Origin of the sequence: Sphingomonas aurea (genome assembly GCF_030678875.1) — a bacterium.
Classification (GTDB): Bacteria; Pseudomonadota; Alphaproteobacteria; order Sphingomonadales; family Sphingomonadaceae; genus Sphingomonas; species Sphingomonas aurea.
The window spans coordinates 193,433-213,636 of sequence record NZ_JAUUDS010000003.1; the positions used below are offsets into that span (position 1 = coordinate 193,433).

Genomic DNA, 20,204 nt, shown 5'->3' on the forward strand with positions numbered 1-20,204 from the left:
GTCTCCGTAACTCAGCCGCCGATCACCCGGATCAGCGGCGCCAGGGCCTGGCCGGTCGGCAGCTTGCCGTCAGCGGTCAGCTTGCGCGAACGCTCGTCCCACTTCAGCGTGACGCCGCCCGTCGCCTTCTTGTAGGCCTGTGTGCGGCCGTCGTCATCATAGAGCGTGGCGGTGCCGTCGCGGCCCGGAAAGACGCGGACCTCTTCGAGCAGCTGGCGGGTCGCGGTGCTCGGCACCTGTCGGCCGAGCGGCACGATCGATCCGGCGCGGACGAACAGCGGCATGTGCGCGATCGGCGCGGCGGCGTCGATCCAGGTCCCGCCCGCGTGCCTGGCGTTCGTCCACCAGTCGTACCAATCCGTGCCGGCGGGCAGATAGACACGGCGGCTGGTGGCGCCCTGCTCGGTCACCGGCGCGACCAGGAAGGCCGGGCCGAACATATATTCGTCGCCGATCGTCGCCGTCGCCGGATCGTTGGCGAAGTCCATCCACAGCGCCCGCATATAGGGCGCGCCGCTGTCGTAGGTCTGCCGCGCCAGCGGGTAGATGTACGGGATCAGCGCGTAGCGCAGCCGCAGCCAGTCGGCGAGGATCGGCTCGGCCGCCTTGCCATATTCCCAGATCGCCGTCGCCGGGCGCTGGCCGTGGATGCGCAGCGTCGGGGTGAAGGCGTTGTACTGGAACCAACGAACGAACAGCTCGGGATAGTCCGGATAACCGGCGCCCATCGCGGTCGCGCCGGCCGGGTCGACCAGCGGCGCATGGGCCGCCTTGGGACCGTTTGGCCACTGCCAGCCGCCGGTATCGCTGGACCAGTTGGCGATGCCCGATGCGGTCATGTTGAGCCCGGTCGGCACCTGCCGGCGCAGCGCCTCCCATGTCGACTCGACGTCGGAGGACCAGAACAGCGCGCCGTTCGCCTGCGCCCCGGTATAGGCGGCGCGGGCGAGGATCAGGTTGCGCCGGTCGGGCCGATCGCGCGCGGCGCCGTCCGCCACCCCTTGCGTGTGCAGCAGCGGGAAGAGGTTGTGATAGCGGTCGCCAGAGCCGATCGAGTAGAAATAGCCATCCGGCACCAGATCGGGCTCGGTTTCGTCGAGCCACAGATAATCGAAGCCCTGGCTCAGGATATTGTCGCTGATCGTCCGCCAGAACCAGGCGCGGGCATCGGGATTGGTCGAATCGATCAGCGCACCGGCACGATCGGAACGCACGGCCAGGCCGTCGACGGGCTTGCCGTCCTTGTCCTTCAGCAGCCAGCCCTTGTTCGCCAGATAATTGAAGTAGCGGCTTTCCTTCTCGAAGCGCGGCCAGACCGAGATGATCGATTCCATCCCCTGCGCGTGCAGCCGGTCGTTCATCGCCTTGGGATCGGGGAAATAGGTGCGGTCGATGTCGATCTGCCCCATTCGCGTCCAGTAGAACCAGTCGAGTACCATCATGTCGATGGGATAGTTGCGGCTGCGATAGCCGTCGGCGATGCCGGTCAGCTCCTGCTGGCTCTCGTACCGCGCCTTGGACTGGATCAGCCCGAACGCGGCCTTGGGCGGCAGCGGGGTGCGCCCGGTCAGGCGGGCATAGCCGGCGTAGAGGTCGTCCGCCTTGTCGGCAACGACGACGAAGAAGGACACCCGCTCGCCCACTTCCGACTGGAAGTGGGTCTTGCCGTGCAGGCCGGGTGAGACGGTGAGCGCGGACGGGTTGTCCCACAGGATCGCGTACCGCTTGCTGCTGACCAGATAGGGAACGCAGACCTGCTCGCCGGCGGGCGCGTCGTACCAGTGGCGACAGTCGATGGTCCGCCCCTTCAGGTCCAGTATCCCCTCCTGATTCTGGCCGAGGCCGTAGAAATGCTCGTCCTCGTCAGCAGCGAAGGTGGCGCCGGCGCGGAACGTGTGCTCGCCCGCGACGTCGTGCGGCGCCATCTCCCACCCGTTCATCGCTACTTCGCGTCCGTCGGCAGTACGGATGGTCACGGCGACTGGCGGCAGCGAGGGCGCGAAATAGCGCTGCATCTGGGTGGGGGCCTTGGGCCAGGGCTGTGCCGCGACGGTCAGCGTCATCGCCGAAGAGGCGAACACGTCGCCTGTGGCGTCGGTGGTATGGCGCCACCCCGCCGCGTCTGCCTTGGCGGTAACGCCCAACCCCGGCGCACCCGCCGCGTCGTCCTGGTCGAGCGCGATGGTGACGCGAACGATGTTTGGGGCATAGGGCTCTACCGACACCCTGCTGCCGTGCCGGTCCATCGTCGCCATCGGATCCGCAGCGGCGACAAGCGGCATGGCCGACGTTAACGCTAACAAAATTTGCCAAGACTTCATCATTCGCCTCCCCTGTCCGGCGCGACGATCACGACGCTCCGGCTGCTCTTGTTCGTGATCGCCAATGCTATGGAAACTATGGGCGTGCCGTCAACCGGCGAGACGGCGACCATAGCCCATCGACTGCGCCGCGACCGCTACCTGCGTGCGATTGCTGACGTTCAGCTTGCGCATCAGCGCGGTCATGTGCGCCTTCACCGTCTTTTCGGCGATGCCCAGGTCATAGGCGATCTGCTTGTTGAGCAGGCCGGAATGGACTCCCTCCATTACCTTCAGCTGGGTAGGCGTCAGCCGCGCCGCCGCGATCGCCTGTCGTTCACTGTCCTGATGCCCTGTCATCATGCCGCTCCGCCTCCCAACACAGTGCCCAATCGTCTAGGTGGCGTCGCTGCCCCGTCCGGACGTTGAGTCGTTGGTACGAGGCTAGTGGAATTAGTTGGACAGGTTCAAGCGTATTTTTGCTAGTTCTGTCGTGAAACCACGATTTACAGTTGGCACATCGCCGAGGCTGTCATACAGATTTTGCATCAACACGTGGTGCAGTCCCGCTGGATCGGGATGGTTCGACATCATGGGAGGGACAGCGATGACGGCGCAGCGGATCGGGACGACGTGCGTGGACCGGCGCCGATGAGCGCGGCCGATACCCAGCTGATCCTCGCCGCGGTAATTGGTGTAGCGCTGTCGGTCGGCCTGATCGTCAAGGCTCGCTTCCATCCCTTTATCGGGCTGCTCTGCGGAGCTTTCGCCGTCGGGCTGCTCGCCGGACTGCCGACGCTGGAGACGGCAAAGGCGGTGCAGAAGGGCGCCGGCGACATATTGGGCGGCACCGGACTGGTCGTGGCGCTCGGCCTGGCGCTCGGCGCGATGCTACAATTGTCGGACGGGGCGGCAGCGCTGGCGCGCTCCGCGCTGCGGCTGTGCGGACCGGCGGGGGCGCCATGGGCCAGCCTGTTCGTCGCCCTCGTCATCGGCCTGCCGCTGTTCTTCGAGACGGGACTGGTGCTGCTGCTGCCGATCGTCGCCACCGCCGCAGCCGCCCTGCCGGTGCTGACCGGCAGCCGCGACGCCGCCCGGCTGCGGCTGATGCTGTCGGCGGTTGCCGGCTTGTCGGTGGTCCACGCGCTGGTGCCGCCGCATCCCGGTCCGCTGCTGGCGGTCGAGGCGCTCGGCGCCGACCTTGGCCGTACCATCGTCTATGGCCTGATCCTGGCGGTGCCGACCGCGATCGTCGCCGGGCCGCTGCTCGCCCGCTTCACCGCGCGCGGCGTCGTGCTGGGCGAGCCCGCGCTGCCGACCCCGCCGATTGCGCTACCGACCCCGCCGATCTGGCGCGCGGCGCTGGTCGTGATCCTGCCCGTCGCGCTGATCGCCACGGGCCAGGTCGAAGCGCTGCTCCCCGCCGGGATCGCACCGCGCTTCGCCTGGCTGTCGGCGGCGAGCAACCCGGTGCTGGCGCTGCTGATCGCCTGCCTCGCCGCACTGCCGCTGCTGTTCGGGCGCGCCGCGCTTCGCCCGGCCGTCCAGACCGCGATCTGGACCGAGACGATGATTCCCGCCGGCGCGATCCTGCTGGCGATCGGGGCCGGCGGCGCGCTGAAGCAGGTATTGGTTACGGTCGGCCTGTCCGACCTGCTGGTCCGGGCCTCGGCCAGTGCGGCGCTGTCGCCGCTGGTGCTCGCCTGGGGGATCGCGGTGTGCATCCGGCTTGCGACCGGATCGGCGACGGTGGCGACGATCACCACGGCGGGAGTGATGCCGGCGGTGGTGACCGCGACCGGTGCGTCGCCGGAATGGACGGTTCTGGCGATCGGTGCCGGATCGGTCTTCTTCAGCCACGTCAACGATCCCGGATTCTGGTTGGTAAAATCCTATCTCGGCACCGACACGCCCGGCACGTTCCGCACCTGGTCGGTGCTGGAAACGGTCATATCGGTGATGGGTCTGGTATTGGTCTTGCTGGCCAGTCGCATATTCTGACATTGGGCATACCAAACCGCCGTTCGAAGGGAGAAGCTATGGCGCAGGAACGGCTGGCAGACCGGGCGTATACGGGTATAGTCGACATGATAAACGGCGACGACATGGCCGTCGGCGACCGCCTGCCTTCCGAATCACGGCTGGCGGTGCGGTTCGGCATGTCCCGCACCATCGTGCGCGAGGCGCTGGCGCGGCTGGCGTCCGATGGCATTACCGAGGCGCGGCGCGGCGCGGGATCGTTCGTGAAGAGCCGGCCATCCGACCGGATGCTCGCCTACATGCCGACCGCCGGCCTGTCGGCGACGCTCGGCACCTACGAGGTGCGCTTCGTGCTGGAATCGGAGACGGCCCGGCTCGCTGCGCAGCGCCGGTCGTCGGACGAGATGGCGCAGATCGAGGAGGCGCTGGTGATGCTGCGCACCGCGCTCCTCTCCAGCGCGCCCGCACATGACGAGGACATGCTGCTCCACCGCCGCATCGTGCTGGCCACCGCCAATCCCGCCTTCCTGGCCGCGTTCGAAGCGCTGTTCCCCGAGGTCGAGCGGATCATGCGCGCCGGCGTCGACATCTCGCGCTCGCGCCCGCCCGAGGTGATCGGGGCGATGATGCGCGAGCACGAGATGGTGGTCGATGCGATCCGCGCGCAGGACGGCGACGCCGCCGCGCTGGCAATGCGCTGGCACCTGTCGGAGGGCCGCAAGCGCCTGATGCCTTAGGGTTCAGTCGTTCGCCAGCCAGGTCACGGCGGCGTTGCACAGCCAGTCGGGCGGCGCATTGGAATCGAGGATCAGCGCCGGCTCGTCGGCGCCGGGGCGCTCCAGTGTCGCCAGCTGGCTATCGAGGAGGCTGGCCGGCATATAATGGTCCGGCCGATCGGCGAGCCGGCGCGCCAGCACGTCGCGATCGTTGTCAAGCAAGACGAAGCGCGTCGCCCCGCCCACCGCCGCCTCCAGCCGCTCGCGATAGACGCGTCGCAGCGCCGAGCAGGCGGCAACCGCGCGACCGTGCTCCGCCGCCGCTGCGGCCAGCGCGTGACCCAGCCGGTCGAGCCATGGCCAGCGATCCTCGTCGGTCAGCGGGTGACCCGCGCGCATCTTGTCGACCGCCGCGACGGCGTGGAAGTCGTCGCCCTCCAGGAACGGGCAGTCATAGGCATGGGCCAGCCGCGCACCCAGCGTCGACTTGCCGCTGCCGCTGACCCCCATGACGATGATCGCCATCGGGATGGCCGGCCACTCTGCCACTGATCGGTTCACGCCGGCATTCCGCTCGTTCCTAGAGTCTTCACTTCCCACTAGATTTCCTGTCGCCTTGCCGACACCGGGACCATGGTCGCGGATGCTCGTCCTCTTGTTAGCGCCTACAACGCTGCCGAGAGGGCGACGCAGCGCCACGGCCATGAAGACCATGAGGAAGGGACTGGCATGCGCGCAGGCGCTCTGATGGCCGCGACGATGTTGGCGACACCCCTGCTGGCCGCGATGCCGGCAGCGGCGGCGATCCAGCGCGGCTCGGTCCTGACCGTGCGACCGAACGACCCTGCCGCGGTCGTCGTGCAGGGCGCCGGCGACGGCCGTACCGACGACACCGCCGCGATCCAGCACGCGCTCGACACCGCCAAGGATCATGCTGGCGGCAAAGGAGACGGACACGGCATCGTCTTCCTGCCATCCGGCCGCTATCGCCTGACCCGTACGATCGTCGTGCCGATCGGCGTGCGCGTGTTCGGCACCGGGCGCACCCGCCCGGTGCTGGTGCTGGGCGACGATACGCCGGGGTTCCAGCAGGGCGTGTCGACGCTGATCGTCTTTTCCGGCGGCGACCAGTACAATGTCGGCGACGTACCCGTGCCGGTGCCGGCCGTGGTGCCGCGCGACAAGGTGGTGCGCGACGCCAACTCGGCGACCTTCTACTCGTCGATGAGCAATGTCGATGTCGAGATCGGGCGCGGCAACCCCGCCGCCGCCGCGGTCCGCTTTCGCGTCGCCCAGCACGGCTTCCTCAGCCACATGAACTTCCGCCTGGGTTCCGCCTTTGCCGGCATCTACCAGGCCGGCAACGTCATGGAGGACGTGCATTTCCAGGGCGGCCGCTACGGCATCGTCACCGAGAAGACCTCGCCCGCCTGGCAGTTCACCATCGTCGATTCCACCTTCGACGGCCAGCGCGACGCCGCGATCCGCGAGCATGAGGTCGGGCTGACCATGGTCAACGTCGCAATCCGCAACACGCCGGTCGCGGTGCAGATCGACGAGGGGTATGGCGACTCCTTCTGGGCCAAGGGGCTGCGGCTGGAGAACATCTCCAAAGCCGCGCTGTCGATCGGCAACGAGAAGAGCGTCTTCACCCAGGTCGGACTGGACGACGCGGTGGCGCAGGACGTGCCGACGCTGGTCCGCTTCGCCGAGAGCGGCCGGACGATCGCCGGCAAGGGCCGTGCCTATCGCGTCGCGTCCTTCTCACACGGGATCAAGGTCGACGGACTGAACAGCGTCGGCGCGACCGCGACCGACGTCGCGATTACGCCGCTGTCGCGCCTGCCCGCCGTCCCCGCCCCGGCGATCCGCGCACTGCCGCCGGTCGCGCAGTGGGTCGACGTGAAGACGCTGGGCGTGAAGGGGGATGGCCGCACCGACGACACCGCTGCGATCCAGCGCGCGATCGACAGCCGGCGGGTGCTCTATTTCCCGACCGGCTTCTACCTGGTCACCGATACGTTGAAACTGCGGGCCGACACGGTGCTGCTCGGGCTGCACCCGGCGATGACCCAGTTCGTCATCCCCGACAACAATGCCCGCCACGCCGGCATCGGCACGGTGGTGCCGATCGTCGAGACGCCGCTGAAGGGTCGCAACATCGTGTCCGGCCTGGGGCTGTTCACCGGCCGGATCAATCCGCGCGCCGCGGCCCTGCTATGGCGCAGCGGCGCCGACAGCCTGCTGAACGACGTCAAGATCATGGGCGGCGGCGGCACCCCCACGGTCGACGGCCAGCCGCTCGGCGCGAAGCGCGGCGGCAGCGGCGATCCCGTGGCCGACAATCGCTGGGACGCGCAATATCCCAGCATCTGGGTCGACGGCGGCGGCGGTACCTTCTTCGATATCTGGAGCCCCAACACCTTTGCCAGCGCGGGCTTCACCGTCACCAACACGCGCGTGCCGGGCCGCATCTACGAGATGTCGGTCGAGCATCACGTCCGCAACGAGTTCGTGTTCGACAATGTCGAGAATTGGGAGCTGCTGGCCCCGCAGACCGAGCAGGAGGTCGGCGAGGGGATGGACGCGGTGTCGCTGGAGATCCGCAACTCGCGGAACCTGCTGTTCGCCAACTATCACGCCTATCGCGTCACCCGCACCTTCCACCCCGCCAAAAGCGCGGTGCGAATGTTCAACAGCTCCGACATTCGCTTCCGCAACGTCCATGTGAACGCCGAGAGCGGCTTTGCCACCTGCGACGACAATGGCTGCGGCACCTTCCTGCGCGCGAGCAAATTCCCCTTCGACGATGCGATCACCGACGAGACGCACGGGCTGGCGGTGCGCGAACGCGAGTTCGCGACGCTCGATGTGCCGGCCAGGCCGGTCGCCCCGCCGGTGTCGCGCCTGGGCGGCGAGGTGCGCAAGCTGTCGGACGGCTTCTGGTCGATCGGCGGCGGCGCGGTCGACCCGAGCGGCGCGCTCTATTTCGTCGAGCGGCGTTTCCAGCGCATCCTGCGCTGGACCGCGGCCAGGGGGCTGGAGGTGGTGCGCGACCATGTGTCCGACCCGGTCAACCTGGCGGTCGACGAATCCGGCAAGCTGCTGGTGCTGTCATCCTATGGCGCCGCGGGCACCGTCTTCCAGTTCGATCCGGAGGGACCGGCGACCAACCTGACGCCGCTCGCCGCCGGCCCGGTCGCGCCGCGCGCCGATGCGCGGGTGCTGGTGCCGGTCAACTGGTGGAACAACGGCGAATTCCGCGACCAGTACGACCCCGCCCGCGACCATTTCACCACCCTGTCCGAGATGTTCGTGCGCGACGCCGGCACCGCCAAGACGCGTGAATATGTCTCGACCGACGGCAGCCTGGTTCTACCCGCCTTCCGCACCTTTCAGCAGGGCACGCCCGACCATATCGGCTGGCGCTGGTCCGACGCGCTGAACGCGCACGGCTTCGTGTCGGGCAAGGTCGGCGAGCGGGTGTTCGTGACCAACGCGTCGGAGAACCGCACCTATCGCGGCACGATCGCGACCGGTGGCGCGCTGACCGACCTCACCCCCTTTGCCGAGCGCGGCGGAGAGAGCGTGGCGACCGATGCGCAGGGCCGCGTGTTCGTCGCGAACGGGCAGGTGTTCGTCTATGCGCCCGATGGCAGGGAGCTGGGCCGGATCGACGTGCCCGAGCGCCCCCTCCAGCTGCTGATCGGCGGAGAGGGTGGCCGCACCCTGTTCATCCTCACCCACCACGCGCTCTACGCCGCGCAATTGTAACCATCGTTAGAACAAAAACGTCAGGGAGAGAAAACGCCGTGTCCACCACGCCCCGTCACCCGTCCGCACGCGCCGCACTGCTGCGTGCCAGCCTCGCCCCGCTGATGGCGGCGGCGCTCGCCCTGCCCGGCGTCGCCGCGGCACAGGAGACGCCGCCCGCGACCGAGGCGACGCAGGCGCCCGCAATCGGTGCCGAGATTGCCGAAGCCCAGGAACAGGGCACCGCCGGCAGCGACATCGTCGTCACCGGATCGCGCATCGTGTCGAACGGCTTCAGCGCGCCAACGCCGACGACGGTGATCGGGGCCGAGCAGCTGCAGCTGAACGCCCAGCCCAACGTGTTCAACACCATCGCCCAGTTGCCCTCGCTGCAGGGATCGACCGGCGTCACCACCGGAACCAACAGCACGTCGAGCGGTACGCAGGGGCTCAGCTCCTTCTCGCTGCGCGGGCTCGGCACGATCCGCACGCTGACCCTGCTCGACGGGCAGCGCGTGGTCGGCGCCAACGTGACCGGCGTGCCCGATATCAGCCAGTTTCCGCAGCTGCTGATCGAGCGGGTCGACGTGGTGACCGGCGGCGCATCCGCCTCCTATGGCTCCGACGCGGTCGGCGGTGTCGTCAACTTCATCACCAACAAGCGGTTCAAGGGGATCAAGGGCAACATTCAGGGCGGCATCAGCGATTACGGCGACGACGAGCAGATCCTGGCCCAGCTGGCGGTCGGCACCTCGTTTCTGGACGATCGGCTGCACCTGATCGTCAGCGGCGAATATGCCAATGAGGGCGGCATCGGCCCCGGCGGCTTCGGCGAGGAAGGGCCGGGCGGTCGCGACTGGTACACCACCGCGACGCTGGTCAATCGCGGCATCACCAACGACGGCGCACCGCAGTTCAACTATCGCGAGCACGCGCAGGCGTATCAGTACACCAAATTCGGCCTCATCAACGCCGGCCCGCTCCAGGGCATCGCCTTCGACGCCAGCGGCCAGCCCTTCCAGTTCAACTATGGTTCGAACGGCGTGCCGCGGCGCAACGCCAATGGCGACGTCGCGGGCTGCTACGTCGGGTTCTGCATCGGCGGCGACCTGTCGGGCAATGTCGGCATCGGCACCACGCTGAAGTCGAAGCTGGAGCGGTACAATGGCTATGGCCGGCTGGGCTTCGACATCGACGCCGACAACGAGATCTACGCGACCGTCAACATCTCGCAGGTCGATACCAGCAACCAGCCCAATCCCGGCGCCGCGCAGACCAGCCTGACGATCAGCTGCGCCAACGCCTTCCTGCCCGCATCGGTCGCGGCGCAGTGCGCGCCGAACGGCATCACCAGCTTCCGCTACGGCGTCAGCAACGCGATCCTGCCCAACATCCAGGTCTATCCCTCGCGCAAGCAGTATCGCTTCGTCGGCGGCGCGACCGGCAAGGTCCAGGCATTCGGCAGCGACTGGCGCTACGATGCCTATTACGAGCATGGCGAGAACATCACGGACATCCATGTCCGCAACATGCTGATCCCGCGCCGGTACCTTCAGGCAATCGACGCGGTGACCGAGAATGGCACGATCGTCTGCCGCAGCGCGGTGGCGCGCGCCAATGGCTGCCAGCCGATCAACATCTTCGGCGGGGCGACGCCGTCTGCCGCGGCACTCGCCTATCTCCAGCCGGTCAACGGGCCGTTCCAGCACACCCGCCAGACGCAGGACGTGGCGAGCGCCAACATCTCCGGCGACCCCTTCGCGACCGGGGCGGGCCGCGTATCGGTGGCGGCAGGCGTCGAGTGGCGGCGCGAATTCTACCGCGTCACCTCCGACCCCTATGGCAACGGCATCCTGACCGGCGACACGTCATACAATGCCGATTACCCGGCCGACCCGGTGTTCGATAACGGTGGAGGCAACTGGTATGCGGGCAATTACCGCGCGGGCCGCGGCGCCTTTTCCGTGCTGGAAAGCTATCTCGAGCTGAACGTGCCGCTGCTCAACGACCCCGACGGGCTGGGATCGGCGAACATCAACGCCGCCGGCCGCGCCACCCGCTACAGCACCTCGGGCACCGTCTATACGTGGAAGGTCGGCGGCACCTGGGACACGCCGCTCGACGGGGTGCGTATCCGCGCCGTCACCTCGCGCGACGTGCGGGCGCCCAACCTGTCGGAGCTGTTCGCCGCGCCGATCTCGGTCAACGTGCCGAACTTCACCAACCCCTTCACCAATCCGCCCTCGTCGATCGCCATCTCGCAGAATACGATCGGCAACCGCGACCTGGTGCCGGAATCGGCGCGCAACACCGAGGCGGGGATCGTCCTGTCGCGGCCCAGCTGGCTGCCCGGACTCAGCGTCTCGGTCGATTACTACAACATCAAGATCAAGGACGTGATCTCGGCCCTCGGCGCACAGCAGCTGGTAAATTACTGCCAGCAGGGGGTGACCCAGCTGTGCGGCGCCTTCTTCCTCGACGGGCCAGGCGGGCTTGGCAATTTCGTCAACGTCCAGCCGTTTAACCTCGCCTCGATCAAGACCGAGGGCTTCGATTTCGAGGCGAGCTATCAGTATCGTCAGCCACTGGGCCTGCCCGGCACCTTCACGCTGCGTGGCCTGGCGACCCATGTCCGCGAGTTCGTGACCGACCTGGGCCTGCCGCGCACCGTGCCGATCGACAGCGCTGGCGCCAATTCGGGCAACGTGCCGTCGTGGAAGTGGCTGCTGACCCAGACCTACAGCCAGGACCGGTTCTCGCTGCTGGTGCAGGAGCGCTGGTTCTCCGACGGAGTTTTCGGCAACCAGTATGTCGTCTGCCAGACCGCCTGCCCGACCTCGACCGCCGACGCGCCGACGATCGACTACAACACGATGAAGGGTGCCTTCTATGTCGACATCGGCGGCACCTATAACTTCGGCAAGAGCGTCAGCGCCTATTTCAAGGTCGACAACCTCCTGAACCGCGACCCGACCCCGTCGCCGCAGACCAACACCGGTGTCGACGTGAACCCGTTCCTCTACGACATCATTGGCCGCGTGTACCGCGTCGGCGTGCGGTTCAACTTCTGATACCTGGCCCCCGGCAACGGGGGCCTCACCCTCCCCCCTCTGTCCCGGCCCCCGCGCCGGGACCTTTTTACCACTTCCGGAGACCCGCCGTCATGCTGTCACGCCTCGCGCTCGCCGCCGCCCTGATCGCGACCGGCGGCACCGCGGCGGCGCAGGGCGCGCCCTCTGCCCTCATCGTCGCGCCGAAGGACGCGCGCGCCACCACCGTGCGCGGCAAGGGGGACGGGCGCGCCGACGACGGCGCCGCGATCCAGCGCGCGATCGACGCGGCGGCCGATCAAGGGGGCGGCGGCATCGTCTTCCTGCCCGCCGGCACCTATCGCATCACCCGCACCCTGTTCCTGTGGCCGGGCGTGCGCCTGTTCGGGACCGGCGCCACCCGCCCGCGCATCGTGCTGGGCGACCGCACGCCCGGCTTCCAGCGCGGGCTGGCCAACATGATCGTCTTCGCCGGCGCGCGCCGCAGCGGAGAGGGCGTGCGCAGCGACGACGGTCGCGCCGCGACCCGCGCGAAGGTACCCTTTCCGGTCCAGGGCAGCGTGCCGTTCGACCCCGCCATCGCCGATGCCAATCCCGGCACCTTCTATTCCGCGATCAGCAACGTCGACATCGTGATCGGCGCGGGCAATCCGGCCGCCGCGGCGATCCGGTTCCACGCGGCGCAGCACGCGTTCGTCAGCCACATGGATTTCGACATCGGCTCCGGGCTCGCCGGGCTCTACCAGGTCGGCAATATCGGGCAGGACCTGCATTTCCGCGGCGGGCGGTACGGCATCCTGACCGAGAAGCCCTCCCCCGCCTGGCCCTTCGCGCTGATCGACGCGACGTTCGAGGGCCAGCGCGAGGCGGCGATCCGCGAGCACGAGGCGGGGCTGACCATGGTCAACGTCGCGATCCGCGACACGCCGGTTGGGATCGACATCGACAAGGGTTATGGCGACTGGCTGTTCGGGAAGGACGTGCGGTTCGAGAACGTGTCACGCGCCGGCATCGTCATCTCGAACGAGAACAACGCCTATACCCAGATCGCGTTCGAGAATGCGGTGGCGGCCAACACGCCGGTCTTTGCCCATTTCCGCGACAGCGGCCGGACCAGCCGGGGTCTGGCCGGCGCATACCGCGTTGCGAGCTTCAACTACGGGCTTGCCGTACCCGGCCTCGGCCGGATGGGCGACTATGCGACGGTGATGAAGGCGCAGCCGCTCGCTGCCCTGCCCGCGCGGCGCGCGCCGGCGCTGCGCGCGCTGCCGGCGGCGGACAGCTGGTTCAACGTCCGCGACGGCGGCGCCAAAGGCGACGACCGCACCGACGACACCGCCGCGATCCAGCGCGCGATCGACACGCACCGAACCGTCTACCTGCCTGCCGGCCGCTACATCGTCACCGATACCCTGCGGCTGAAGCCCGACAGCGTGCTGGTCGCGCTCCACCCCAACCTGACCCAGATCATCCTGCCCGACCGCACCCCAGGCTTTCAGGGCGTCGGCGCGCCTCGGGCGCTGGTCGAGACGGCGGCGGGCGGCGATGCGATCGTGGCGGGCGTCGGCCTGTTCACCGGCGGCATCAACCCGCGCGCCACCGCCCTGCTGTGGAAGGCAGGCGCGGACTCGCTGGTCGACGACGTGAAGTTCCAGGGCGGCCATGGCACCGACCTGGCCGGGGGCGAGCGCTTCATCCCCTACAACGCCAACGCGACCGGCGACGCCGATCCGGCCAAACGCTGGGACGCGCAATATCCCAGCCTGTGGGTGACCGCGGGCGGCGGCGGCACGTTCAACAATATCTGGACGCCCAATACCTATGCGCAGGCCGGGCTCTATGTCTCCGACACCGACACGCCGGGCCATGTCTACCAGATGTCCGCCGAGCATCATGGCCGGGTCGAGATCGCGCTGAACCGCGTCGCCAACTGGGAGCTGATCGCTCCCCAGACCGAAGAAGAGGGCGGCGAGAGCCGCGACGCCGTGGCGCTGGAGATCCGCGATTCGCGCGACATCCTGGTCGCCAACCTCCACGCCTACCGCGTGACCCGCACCGCCAAGGCGAAGCCCGCCGCGGTCACCCTCTACAATGCGTCGGGCATCCGCTTCCGCAACGTCCATGTGAATGCCGAGAGCGGCCTTGGCACCTGCGACGAGAATGGCTGCGCCACCTTCCTGCGCGCCAACAAATTCCCGTACGAGAATGCGATCGTCGACATGAGCCGCGGTGGCGAGGTCCGCGAGCGCGAGTTCGCGACGCTCGACATCCCCATGGGCCGCGCACCCGACGCCCCCTCGCCCGCGACGCTCGGCACCGCGCGGGTCGAGAAGCTGGCGGACGGGTTCGACGCGGCGGGCGGTGGCGCGGTAACGCCGGACGGCACGCTCTACCTCGTCGACCGGACGCAGCAGCGCATCTATCGCTGGGCGGAGGCCGCCGGGCTAGGGATTGAGCGCGACACCACGCTCGATCCCGTCAACCTGGCCGCCGATGCCGCGGGCAACCTGATGGTCCTGTCGTCGGCCGGGCGTGACGGCACCGTCTACAGCTTCCGGCCCGGTACGCCCGAGCTGGCGCTGACCGTCATTCCGGCCACGCCCGCCGTGCCGCATCCCGGCGCCTCCACTGCACTCCCCGGCAATTGGTGGAACAATGGCGAGTTCCGCGACCAGCTCGACCTCGGCACCTATCGCTTCACGACCTTGGCCGAGATGTTCGCGCGCGATGTCGCGGTGCCACGCGGCCTTGAATATGTGTCGCCGGACGGCAGCGTGGTGCTGCCCGCCTATCGCACCTTCCAGCAGGGACCGGCGGACTTTCGCGGGCGGCGCTTCTCCGACGCGCTCGACACCTATGGCTTCGTGCAGGCGCGGCCGGGCACGCGCGTCCAGGTCAGCAACGCGTCGGAGGGAAAGACCTATAGCGCGCTGGTCGGATCCGGCGGGGCGCTGACCGACCTGAAGCCGTTCGCGGATCGCGCCGGCGAGAGCGTGGCGACCGACGCGAAGGGCCGGGTGTTCATCGCCAACGGCCAGATCTTCGTCCACGACGCCGCCGGCCGCGCGCTTGGCCGGATCGACGTGCCGGAACGGCCGCTGCAGCTGCTGTTCGGCGGCAAGGACGGGCGCACGCTGTTCGTCATCACCCACCACGCGCTCTACCGGGTACGGCCATGAACCGATCGCTCCTGCCGCTCGCCGTCATCGCGCTGGCCCTGCCCGCCGCCGCGCAGGCGCAGGCCCAGTACAAGCTGCTCGTCCTCGCCCGGCCCAGCACCTACCACTACGAATATATTCCGATCGCGCGCGACAGCCTGGAGCGGCTGGCCAAGCTGCACGCGTTCGAACTGGTTTTCACCAACAAGACGAATGTGTTCGAGGGTGATCTGAGCCAGTACGCGGCGATCATGTTCCTGAACACCGCCGGCAGCGAGCTGAACGCGGCGCAGCGCCGCCGGTTCGAGGCGTATATGCGCGCCGGCGGCAACGCGATGATCGTCCACCGTGCCGCGATCATGCCGGCGAACGACTGGCCCTGGTACGAGAAGCTGGTCGGGCGCACCGTCGGGGTCCACCCGATGCTTCAGACCGGGGTGGTGACCATCGTCGATCGCGGCTTCCCCGCGACCTATGGCCTGCCCGAGCGCTGGCTGTGGAGCGACGAGTTCTACGTCACCAGCAACCCTTACCGTATCACCATCGACCCGGTGCTGAACGTCGACGAGAGCAGCTACGACCCGCGCAAGATCTGGCCGGGCCAGATGTCGCACCCGATGGGCCGCGATCATCCGATCGCCTGGCACCACCGATTCGAGCAGGGTCGCGTCTTCGTCACCACGCTGGGCCACAACGGCGAGATGTACCGCGACCCGCAGTACCTCGCGCATCTGATGGGCGGCATCCACTGGACCGCCACCGGGCGCGGCCAGCGTCCGTGACGGCCATCGCCGCCACGGACGTGCGGCCTTGGTTGAAAACGTGCCGAGGGCACGTTTGCGGTACCGGCCCGCTCCCCCACCCGACCGCCCACAGAGTATCCTTGATGGGAGGTCGGGTGGGGGAGCGGGCCGGTACCGCCTCAAAACTCGCTCTTCCGCGAGGTTTCGAATGGACTCTTACCAGCTGAGGTTCAGGCGCCCGTAGATCTGCCGGCCGTTGAACCCGAACGGCGAGTAATAGGGGAACGCCGTCACGCCGTTGTTGTTGAGCGCGGCCGGCGTCGTCATGGGGTAGACGTCGAAGAGATTATCCGCCCCGATCGCCAGCGCGACGCTGTCGTTGAAGCGATAGCGCGCCTCCAGGTCGACCAGCGTGTGGCGACCGGTGTTCACGTCGTTGGCCGCCACGGTGCCGGGCTGGAGCACGTTGCCGTAGTGCACCGCGCGCAGCGTCGCACCGAACCCGTCCAGCTTCCAGTCGATCGAGCCGACCAGCTTGGTAGCAGGCGTGCCGTCCTCGATCGTCAGGATGCGGTTGCGGCCGAACAGGCTGGGCGCCGGGTTCAGCGTCGCGGTGGAAGTTGGGATGCGGTTGACCTTGATGTCGTTCAGGTTCGCCGCCGCCGACAGGTTGAAGCTGCCGAGCGTGTCGGTGCGCAGCGTATAGGCGGCGACCACATCCAGACCCTTGGTCGTGGTGGTGATGCCGTTGACGAAGAAGCGCGCCGCCTGGACGCGGAACGGTGCGAGCAGCGCCGCCACCGCCGGGCTGGCACTGGACTGGATATTCTCCGACAGGGCGATCTGGTCGCGGATGCGGATGCGATAGGCGTCGACCGTCAGGCTGAACCCGCCCGCCCGGATCACCGTGCCGAGCGAGTAGTTGCGCGACTTTTCCGGATCGAGCGGCAACGCGCCGAGCGCGCGGGCGATGTCGCTCGACACGGGATAGAGGCCGGTTTCGAGGATCTGGCCGCCGGTCACCAGCGACTGGGTCGAGGTATAATATTGCTGCTGGAGCGACGGCGCGCGGAAGCCGGTCGAGATCGACCCGCGGAACGCCAGCCAGCGTGCCACGTCGTAGCGCGCCGAGACCTTGCCGGTCGCCGTCTCGCCGAAGTCGGAATAGCTCTCGCCCCGCGCCGCGACGCCGATGGTCAGCCGGTCCCACAGCTTCGCCTCGACATCGGCATAGAGGCTGCCATTGTCGCGGTGGACATCGACCTGATTGGCCGGCTGGAAGCCCAGGAAACCTTGCGCGCCCGAACCCAAATTGTTCGCCGCGCCGGTCGCGCGGTTGTAGCTTTCGGGCTGGCCGGCGCCGATCTTGAACCCCTCGCGCCGATATTCGGCACCGGCGGCGACGTTCACCACCGCCGCGCCGAAGCTGTACTCGCGCGCCACGTCCAGCCCGGTGACCAGCTGGTCATAGGTCAGGCGACCGGAATCGAAGTCGGTCAGCGAGGCATTGCCATAGGTCGCGTTGGCCGAGTTGCGCGTCGCGAAGTCGATCGTGTTGCGGCCATAGCTGACGGTCAGGTCGGCGTTCCACCCAGCCAGCTCGCCGCGGATGCCGCCGGTCGCGTTATAGTCGCGCGAGCGGGTGCCGATCAGCGGCAGGAAGCCGTCCGGATAGAGGCCGGTCAGCGCGTTGGCATTGGCGTTCGCGGCCGACCCGGTGGCGTTCGGCACGCGCGGGAAGGCCGCGCTCTCGCTGTCGCGCTGCTGGAACCCGCCATTGGCATAGGCGGTCCAGCCATTGTCGCCGAGCGGTACGGCGGCGTTGACGTAGACGGTGCCCTGCTCGACCTCCGGATCGCCGAAGCGGGCGCGGATGCGCAGCGGCGTAATGCCGCGCGGGTCGAGATCGGCACGGTTGGTCGGCTGGCGCGTCACATATTCGCCCGACACGGTCAGGAAACCGTCGGCGCCCAGGCCGAAGCCCTGCCAGCCGCTGACCGTCAGCGCCTCTCCGTCGCGTGCCGAGCGCGAGGTGCGCGCCGCGTCATATTCGGTGACGTACCGGCCGAAGGTGACCGCCGCGCCGCCGCCCGAGCGCGCCTCGCGCAGGCGGAGGTTGACGACGCCGGCGATCGCGTCCGAGCCGTATTGCGCCGAGGCGCCGTCGCGCAGCACCTCGACCCGGTCGAGCGCGACGGTGGGGATGGTGTTCAGGTCGACCGCCGCCGCGCCGCGCCCGACCGAGCCGTTGATGTTGAGCAGCGCCGAGGCATGGGCGCGGGTGCCGTTGATGAGGACCAGCGTCTGGTCGGGCGACAGACCACGCAGCGTCGCCGGACGGATCGCGTCGGTGCCGTCAACCGCCGCCTGGCGCGGGAAGTCGATCGAGGGGGCGACGGTGGCGAGCGCGTCGGCCAGCTCGGTGGTGCCCTGCGCGCGCAGCGCGTCGCCGCCGAGCACGTCGACCGGCGACACGCTGTCGAGCCGGCTGCGCCCCGGCGCACGGGTGCCGGTAACGACGATGTCGTCGGCCGGAGCCGGGTCGGTGGCCGGCTCCGCATCGGCGGCTGCGGGTGCGGGTGCGCTCTGGGCACTCACCGGCGCGGCGAGGCCGGCGACCAGCAGCGAGGCGCCCGCGAGGAGCGGATATCGGGCGAAGATCACGGCAAAACCCCCTGAAGGAATGGCAAGCTTGTCAGATGCTTCCATTCTCCAGCATTTCACAGGGGTTTTGGCGCAATCCTTCCTTGCCGGCGCCTAAGCGGAGCTTCCCGCTATCCTGCCTTATGATAGCGGATGATGCAGGTGTCGTACGGCGCCACGGTCATGCCCGTACCCGCCTGCCCCGATGCGCAGGTCCGCGTTCCGAACACTGGCGTCGCGCCGACCCAGCCGGTGGGTGCAGCCACCCGCGCGGTCGCACCCGTATTGGCAAGCACCAGCGCGCCCGTTCCGTCCGCAGCGACGCGCCCGAAGGCGAAGATCGCCGAATCGCCGCTCTCCAGCGGAACATAGGCGCCGTCGCGGAACGCCGGGTCGGTCCGGCGCAGCTTTACCAGAGCGCGATACCAATTGAGCAGCGATGCGGGGTTGACGTTCTCGGCGGCGACGTTGCGGGTCCGGTAGTTCGGGTCGAGCGGCAGCCAAGGCGTGCCGGTGGTGAAGCCCGCGCGTGCCGCGTCGCTCCACTGCATCGGCGTGCGTGCGCGGTCGCGCTCGTCGGCGCGCGGCCGGTTGGGGCCGAGCGGCGTGGTGGCGAGCACCGCCTTGTCGACGTCGCCCATGCCGATCTCCTCGCCGTAATACAGGAGCGCGGTGCCGGGATTGAGCAGTGTCAGCGCCGCCGACATCTTGCCGATCAGGTCGTTGTGCACGCCGTCGCCGAACTCGCTCCACTGGCGCGACTGGTCGTGGTTGCTGAAGAATTCGACCGGGGTCAGTCCGTCGAGTTTCGTCGCCGCCTCGTCGTAGCGGCGCTTGAACTCGGCGGCGTCCAGCTTGGTGATGTTGCCGACCAGGAAGTTCATCGGCAGGTGGATCTCGTCCTTGTTCTTGCCGTACACCGCCCGCAGCTGATCGATCGAGCGGGTCGAGGATTCGCCGAGCAGCACCGGGTTGCCGGGATAGCCATCGACGACCTTGCGCATCTCGCGCAGCACCTGGTTGGTGCCCGGCAGCTGCGAGTTATAGGGCTTCAGCCAGACCGGATCAGCGTCGGGGTTCGGGTCTTGCGGCCAGTTCGTATCCTCGAACAGGTAGGGCGTGGCATCCAGGCGGAAGCCGGCAGCGCCATGATCGAGCCAGAAGCGGACGACGTCGAACATCGCCTTGCGCAGGCCGGGGCTCGCCCAGTTCAGGTCCGGCTGCTGTGGCAGAAAGATGTGGTAATACCACTGCTTGCGGGTCTTGTCCCAGGTCCAGGTCGGGCCGCCGAAGATCGACTTCCAGTTGGTCGGCGGGGTGTCGGGCGTACCGTCGTGCCAGACGTACCAGTCCGCCTTGGGATTGGTGCGCGAACTGCGCGATTCCTTGAACCACGCATTCTCGGACGAACTGTGGTTGACGACCAGATCGACCATCACGCGGATGCCGCGCTTCTTGGCCTCGGCGACCAGCGTGTCCCAGTCGGCCATGGTGCCGTATTGCGGATCGATCGCGGTATAGTCGGACACGTCATAGCCGAAATCGGCGTTTGGCGACTTGAAGAAGGGCGTGATCCAGATCGCATCGAGCCCCAGCGACTGGAGATAGTCGAGCCGCGAGGTGATGCCGCGTAAATCGCCGACGCCGTCGCCGTTGCTGTCCTGGAAGCTGCGCGGATAGATCTCGTAGATCACCGCGTGCTGCCACCACGGCTTGGACGTCGCGGGAACGACGGCGATGCCGCGGTCGACGGTCGGAGGTGTGGCCGCGGTGCCGTTCGCCTGCGCGACAGCCGCACCGGCCGGCAGCATCGCCGCAGCGGCCATCAGCGCGGCCTTGTTCAAGATCTTGCGCATGGGTT

At 68.2% G+C, this 20,204-nt stretch carries 11 protein-coding genes; 6 read left to right on the forward strand and 5 right to left on the reverse strand.

Translation table 11 applies throughout. The features are described 5' to 3' along the window. Positions 1-11: 11 nt before the first annotated feature. Positions 12-2,282: a glycoside hydrolase family 31 protein gene (locus Q5H91_RS08870; protein WP_370655250.1), complete on the reverse strand. Its 2,271-nt coding sequence runs from the start codon at positions 2,280-2,282 to the stop codon at positions 12-14. A 129-nt stretch (positions 2,283-2,411) separates the two neighbouring features. Further along, positions 2,412-2,663 carry a response regulator transcription factor gene (locus Q5H91_RS08875; protein WP_305173031.1) on the reverse strand — a complete coding sequence of 84 codons (252 nt, stop codon included), beginning with the start codon at positions 2,661-2,663 and terminating at the stop codon, positions 2,412-2,414. Positions 2,664-2,951: 288 nt separating this feature from the next. Between Q5H91_RS08875 and Q5H91_RS08880 the strand changes: the two genes are divergently transcribed. Next, on the forward strand, positions 2,952-4,301 hold the full coding sequence (locus tag Q5H91_RS08880; RefSeq protein ID WP_305173032.1) for a GntT/GntP/DsdX family permease: 1,350 nt from the start codon (positions 2,952-2,954) through the stop codon (positions 4,299-4,301). 38 nt (positions 4,302-4,339) lie between these two features. Next, entirely contained in the window at positions 4,340-5,017 is a 678-nt protein-coding gene (locus Q5H91_RS08885; RefSeq protein ID WP_305173033.1) for a FadR/GntR family transcriptional regulator, read from the forward strand. Between the two features lie 3 nt (positions 5,018-5,020). Here the strand turns inward: Q5H91_RS08885 and Q5H91_RS08890 are convergent, their stop codons facing one another. Then, entirely contained in the window at positions 5,021-5,506 is a 486-nt protein-coding gene (locus Q5H91_RS08890) for a gluconokinase (protein ID WP_305173142.1), read from the reverse strand. Positions 5,507-5,725: 219 nt separating this feature from the next. Here Q5H91_RS08890 and Q5H91_RS08895 point away from each other — a divergent pair, with 219 nt between their 5' ends. The 4 genes from Q5H91_RS08895 to Q5H91_RS08910 all read left to right on the forward strand — a co-directional run bounded on the left by Q5H91_RS08895 (position 5,726) and on the right by Q5H91_RS08910 (position 15,739). Next, the gene (locus Q5H91_RS08895) at positions 5,726-8,770 is read left to right on the forward strand and encodes a glycosyl hydrolase family 28-related protein (RefSeq protein ID WP_370655251.1); all 3,045 of its coding nucleotides are present in this window, start codon (positions 5,726-5,728) and stop codon (positions 8,768-8,770) included. 104 nt (positions 8,771-8,874) lie between these two features. After that, positions 8,875-11,820 carry a TonB-dependent receptor plug domain-containing protein gene (locus Q5H91_RS08900; RefSeq protein ID WP_305173144.1) on the forward strand — a complete coding sequence of 982 codons (2,946 nt, stop codon included), beginning with the start codon at positions 8,875-8,877 and terminating at the stop codon, positions 11,818-11,820. 92 nt (positions 11,821-11,912) lie between these two features. After that, complete coding sequence (locus Q5H91_RS08905; RefSeq protein ID WP_305173034.1) at positions 11,913-14,978, forward strand: glycosyl hydrolase family 28-related protein; 3,066 nt, start codon at positions 11,913-11,915, stop codon at positions 14,976-14,978. Then, positions 14,975-15,739, forward strand: coding sequence for a ThuA domain-containing protein (locus Q5H91_RS08910; RefSeq protein WP_305173035.1), 765 nt, complete (start codon positions 14,975-14,977; stop codon positions 15,737-15,739). The genes Q5H91_RS08905 and Q5H91_RS08910 overlap by 4 nt, the downstream gene beginning before the upstream one ends. A gap of 177 nt (positions 15,740-15,916) precedes the next feature. On the opposite strand, the gene Q5H91_RS08915 is transcribed toward Q5H91_RS08910, so the two are convergent. Both Q5H91_RS08915 and Q5H91_RS08920 read right to left on the reverse strand, forming a co-directional pair. Next, positions 15,917-18,364, reverse strand: coding sequence for a TonB-dependent receptor plug domain-containing protein (locus Q5H91_RS08915; protein ID WP_305173036.1), 2,448 nt, complete (start codon positions 18,362-18,364; stop codon positions 15,917-15,919). A gap of 110 nt (positions 18,365-18,474) precedes the next feature. After that, positions 18,475-20,199: an alpha-glucosidase gene (locus tag Q5H91_RS08920; protein WP_305173037.1), complete on the reverse strand. Its 1,725-nt coding sequence runs from the start codon at positions 20,197-20,199 to the stop codon at positions 18,475-18,477. Positions 20,200-20,204: the final 5 nt, after the last annotated feature.

What these genes read in the sequence shown, in the direction of transcription:
- Q5H91_RS08905 (WP_305173034.1), top strand. Translation starts at nt 11,913, where the DNA reads ATGCTGTCACGCCTCGCGCTCGCCGCCGCCCTGATCGCGACCGGCGGC.
- Q5H91_RS08875 (WP_305173031.1), bottom strand. Translation starts at nt 2,663, where the DNA reads ATGATGACAGGGCATCAGGACAGTGAACGACAGGCGATCGCGGCGGCG.
- Q5H91_RS08880 (WP_305173032.1), top strand. Translation starts at nt 2,952, where the DNA reads ATGAGCGCGGCCGATACCCAGCTGATCCTCGCCGCGGTAATTGGTGTA.
- Q5H91_RS08910 (WP_305173035.1), top strand. Translation starts at nt 14,975, where the DNA reads ATGAACCGATCGCTCCTGCCGCTCGCCGTCATCGCGCTGGCCCTGCCC.
- Q5H91_RS08900 (WP_305173144.1), top strand. Translation starts at nt 8,875, where the DNA reads ATGGCGGCGGCGCTCGCCCTGCCCGGCGTCGCCGCGGCACAGGAGACG.
- Q5H91_RS08920 (WP_305173037.1), bottom strand. Translation starts at nt 20,199, where the DNA reads ATGCGCAAGATCTTGAACAAGGCCGCGCTGATGGCCGCTGCGGCGATG.
- Q5H91_RS08895 (WP_370655251.1), top strand. Translation starts at nt 5,726, where the DNA reads ATGCGCGCAGGCGCTCTGATGGCCGCGACGATGTTGGCGACACCCCTG.
- Q5H91_RS08890 (WP_305173142.1), bottom strand. Translation starts at nt 5,506, where the DNA reads ATGGGGGTCAGCGGCAGCGGCAAGTCGACGCTGGGTGCGCGGCTGGCC.
- Q5H91_RS08885 (WP_305173033.1), top strand. Translation starts at nt 4,340, where the DNA reads ATGGCGCAGGAACGGCTGGCAGACCGGGCGTATACGGGTATAGTCGAC.
- Q5H91_RS08870 (WP_370655250.1), bottom strand. Translation starts at nt 2,282, where the DNA reads ATGCCGCTTGTCGCCGCTGCGGATCCGATGGCGACGATGGACCGGCAC.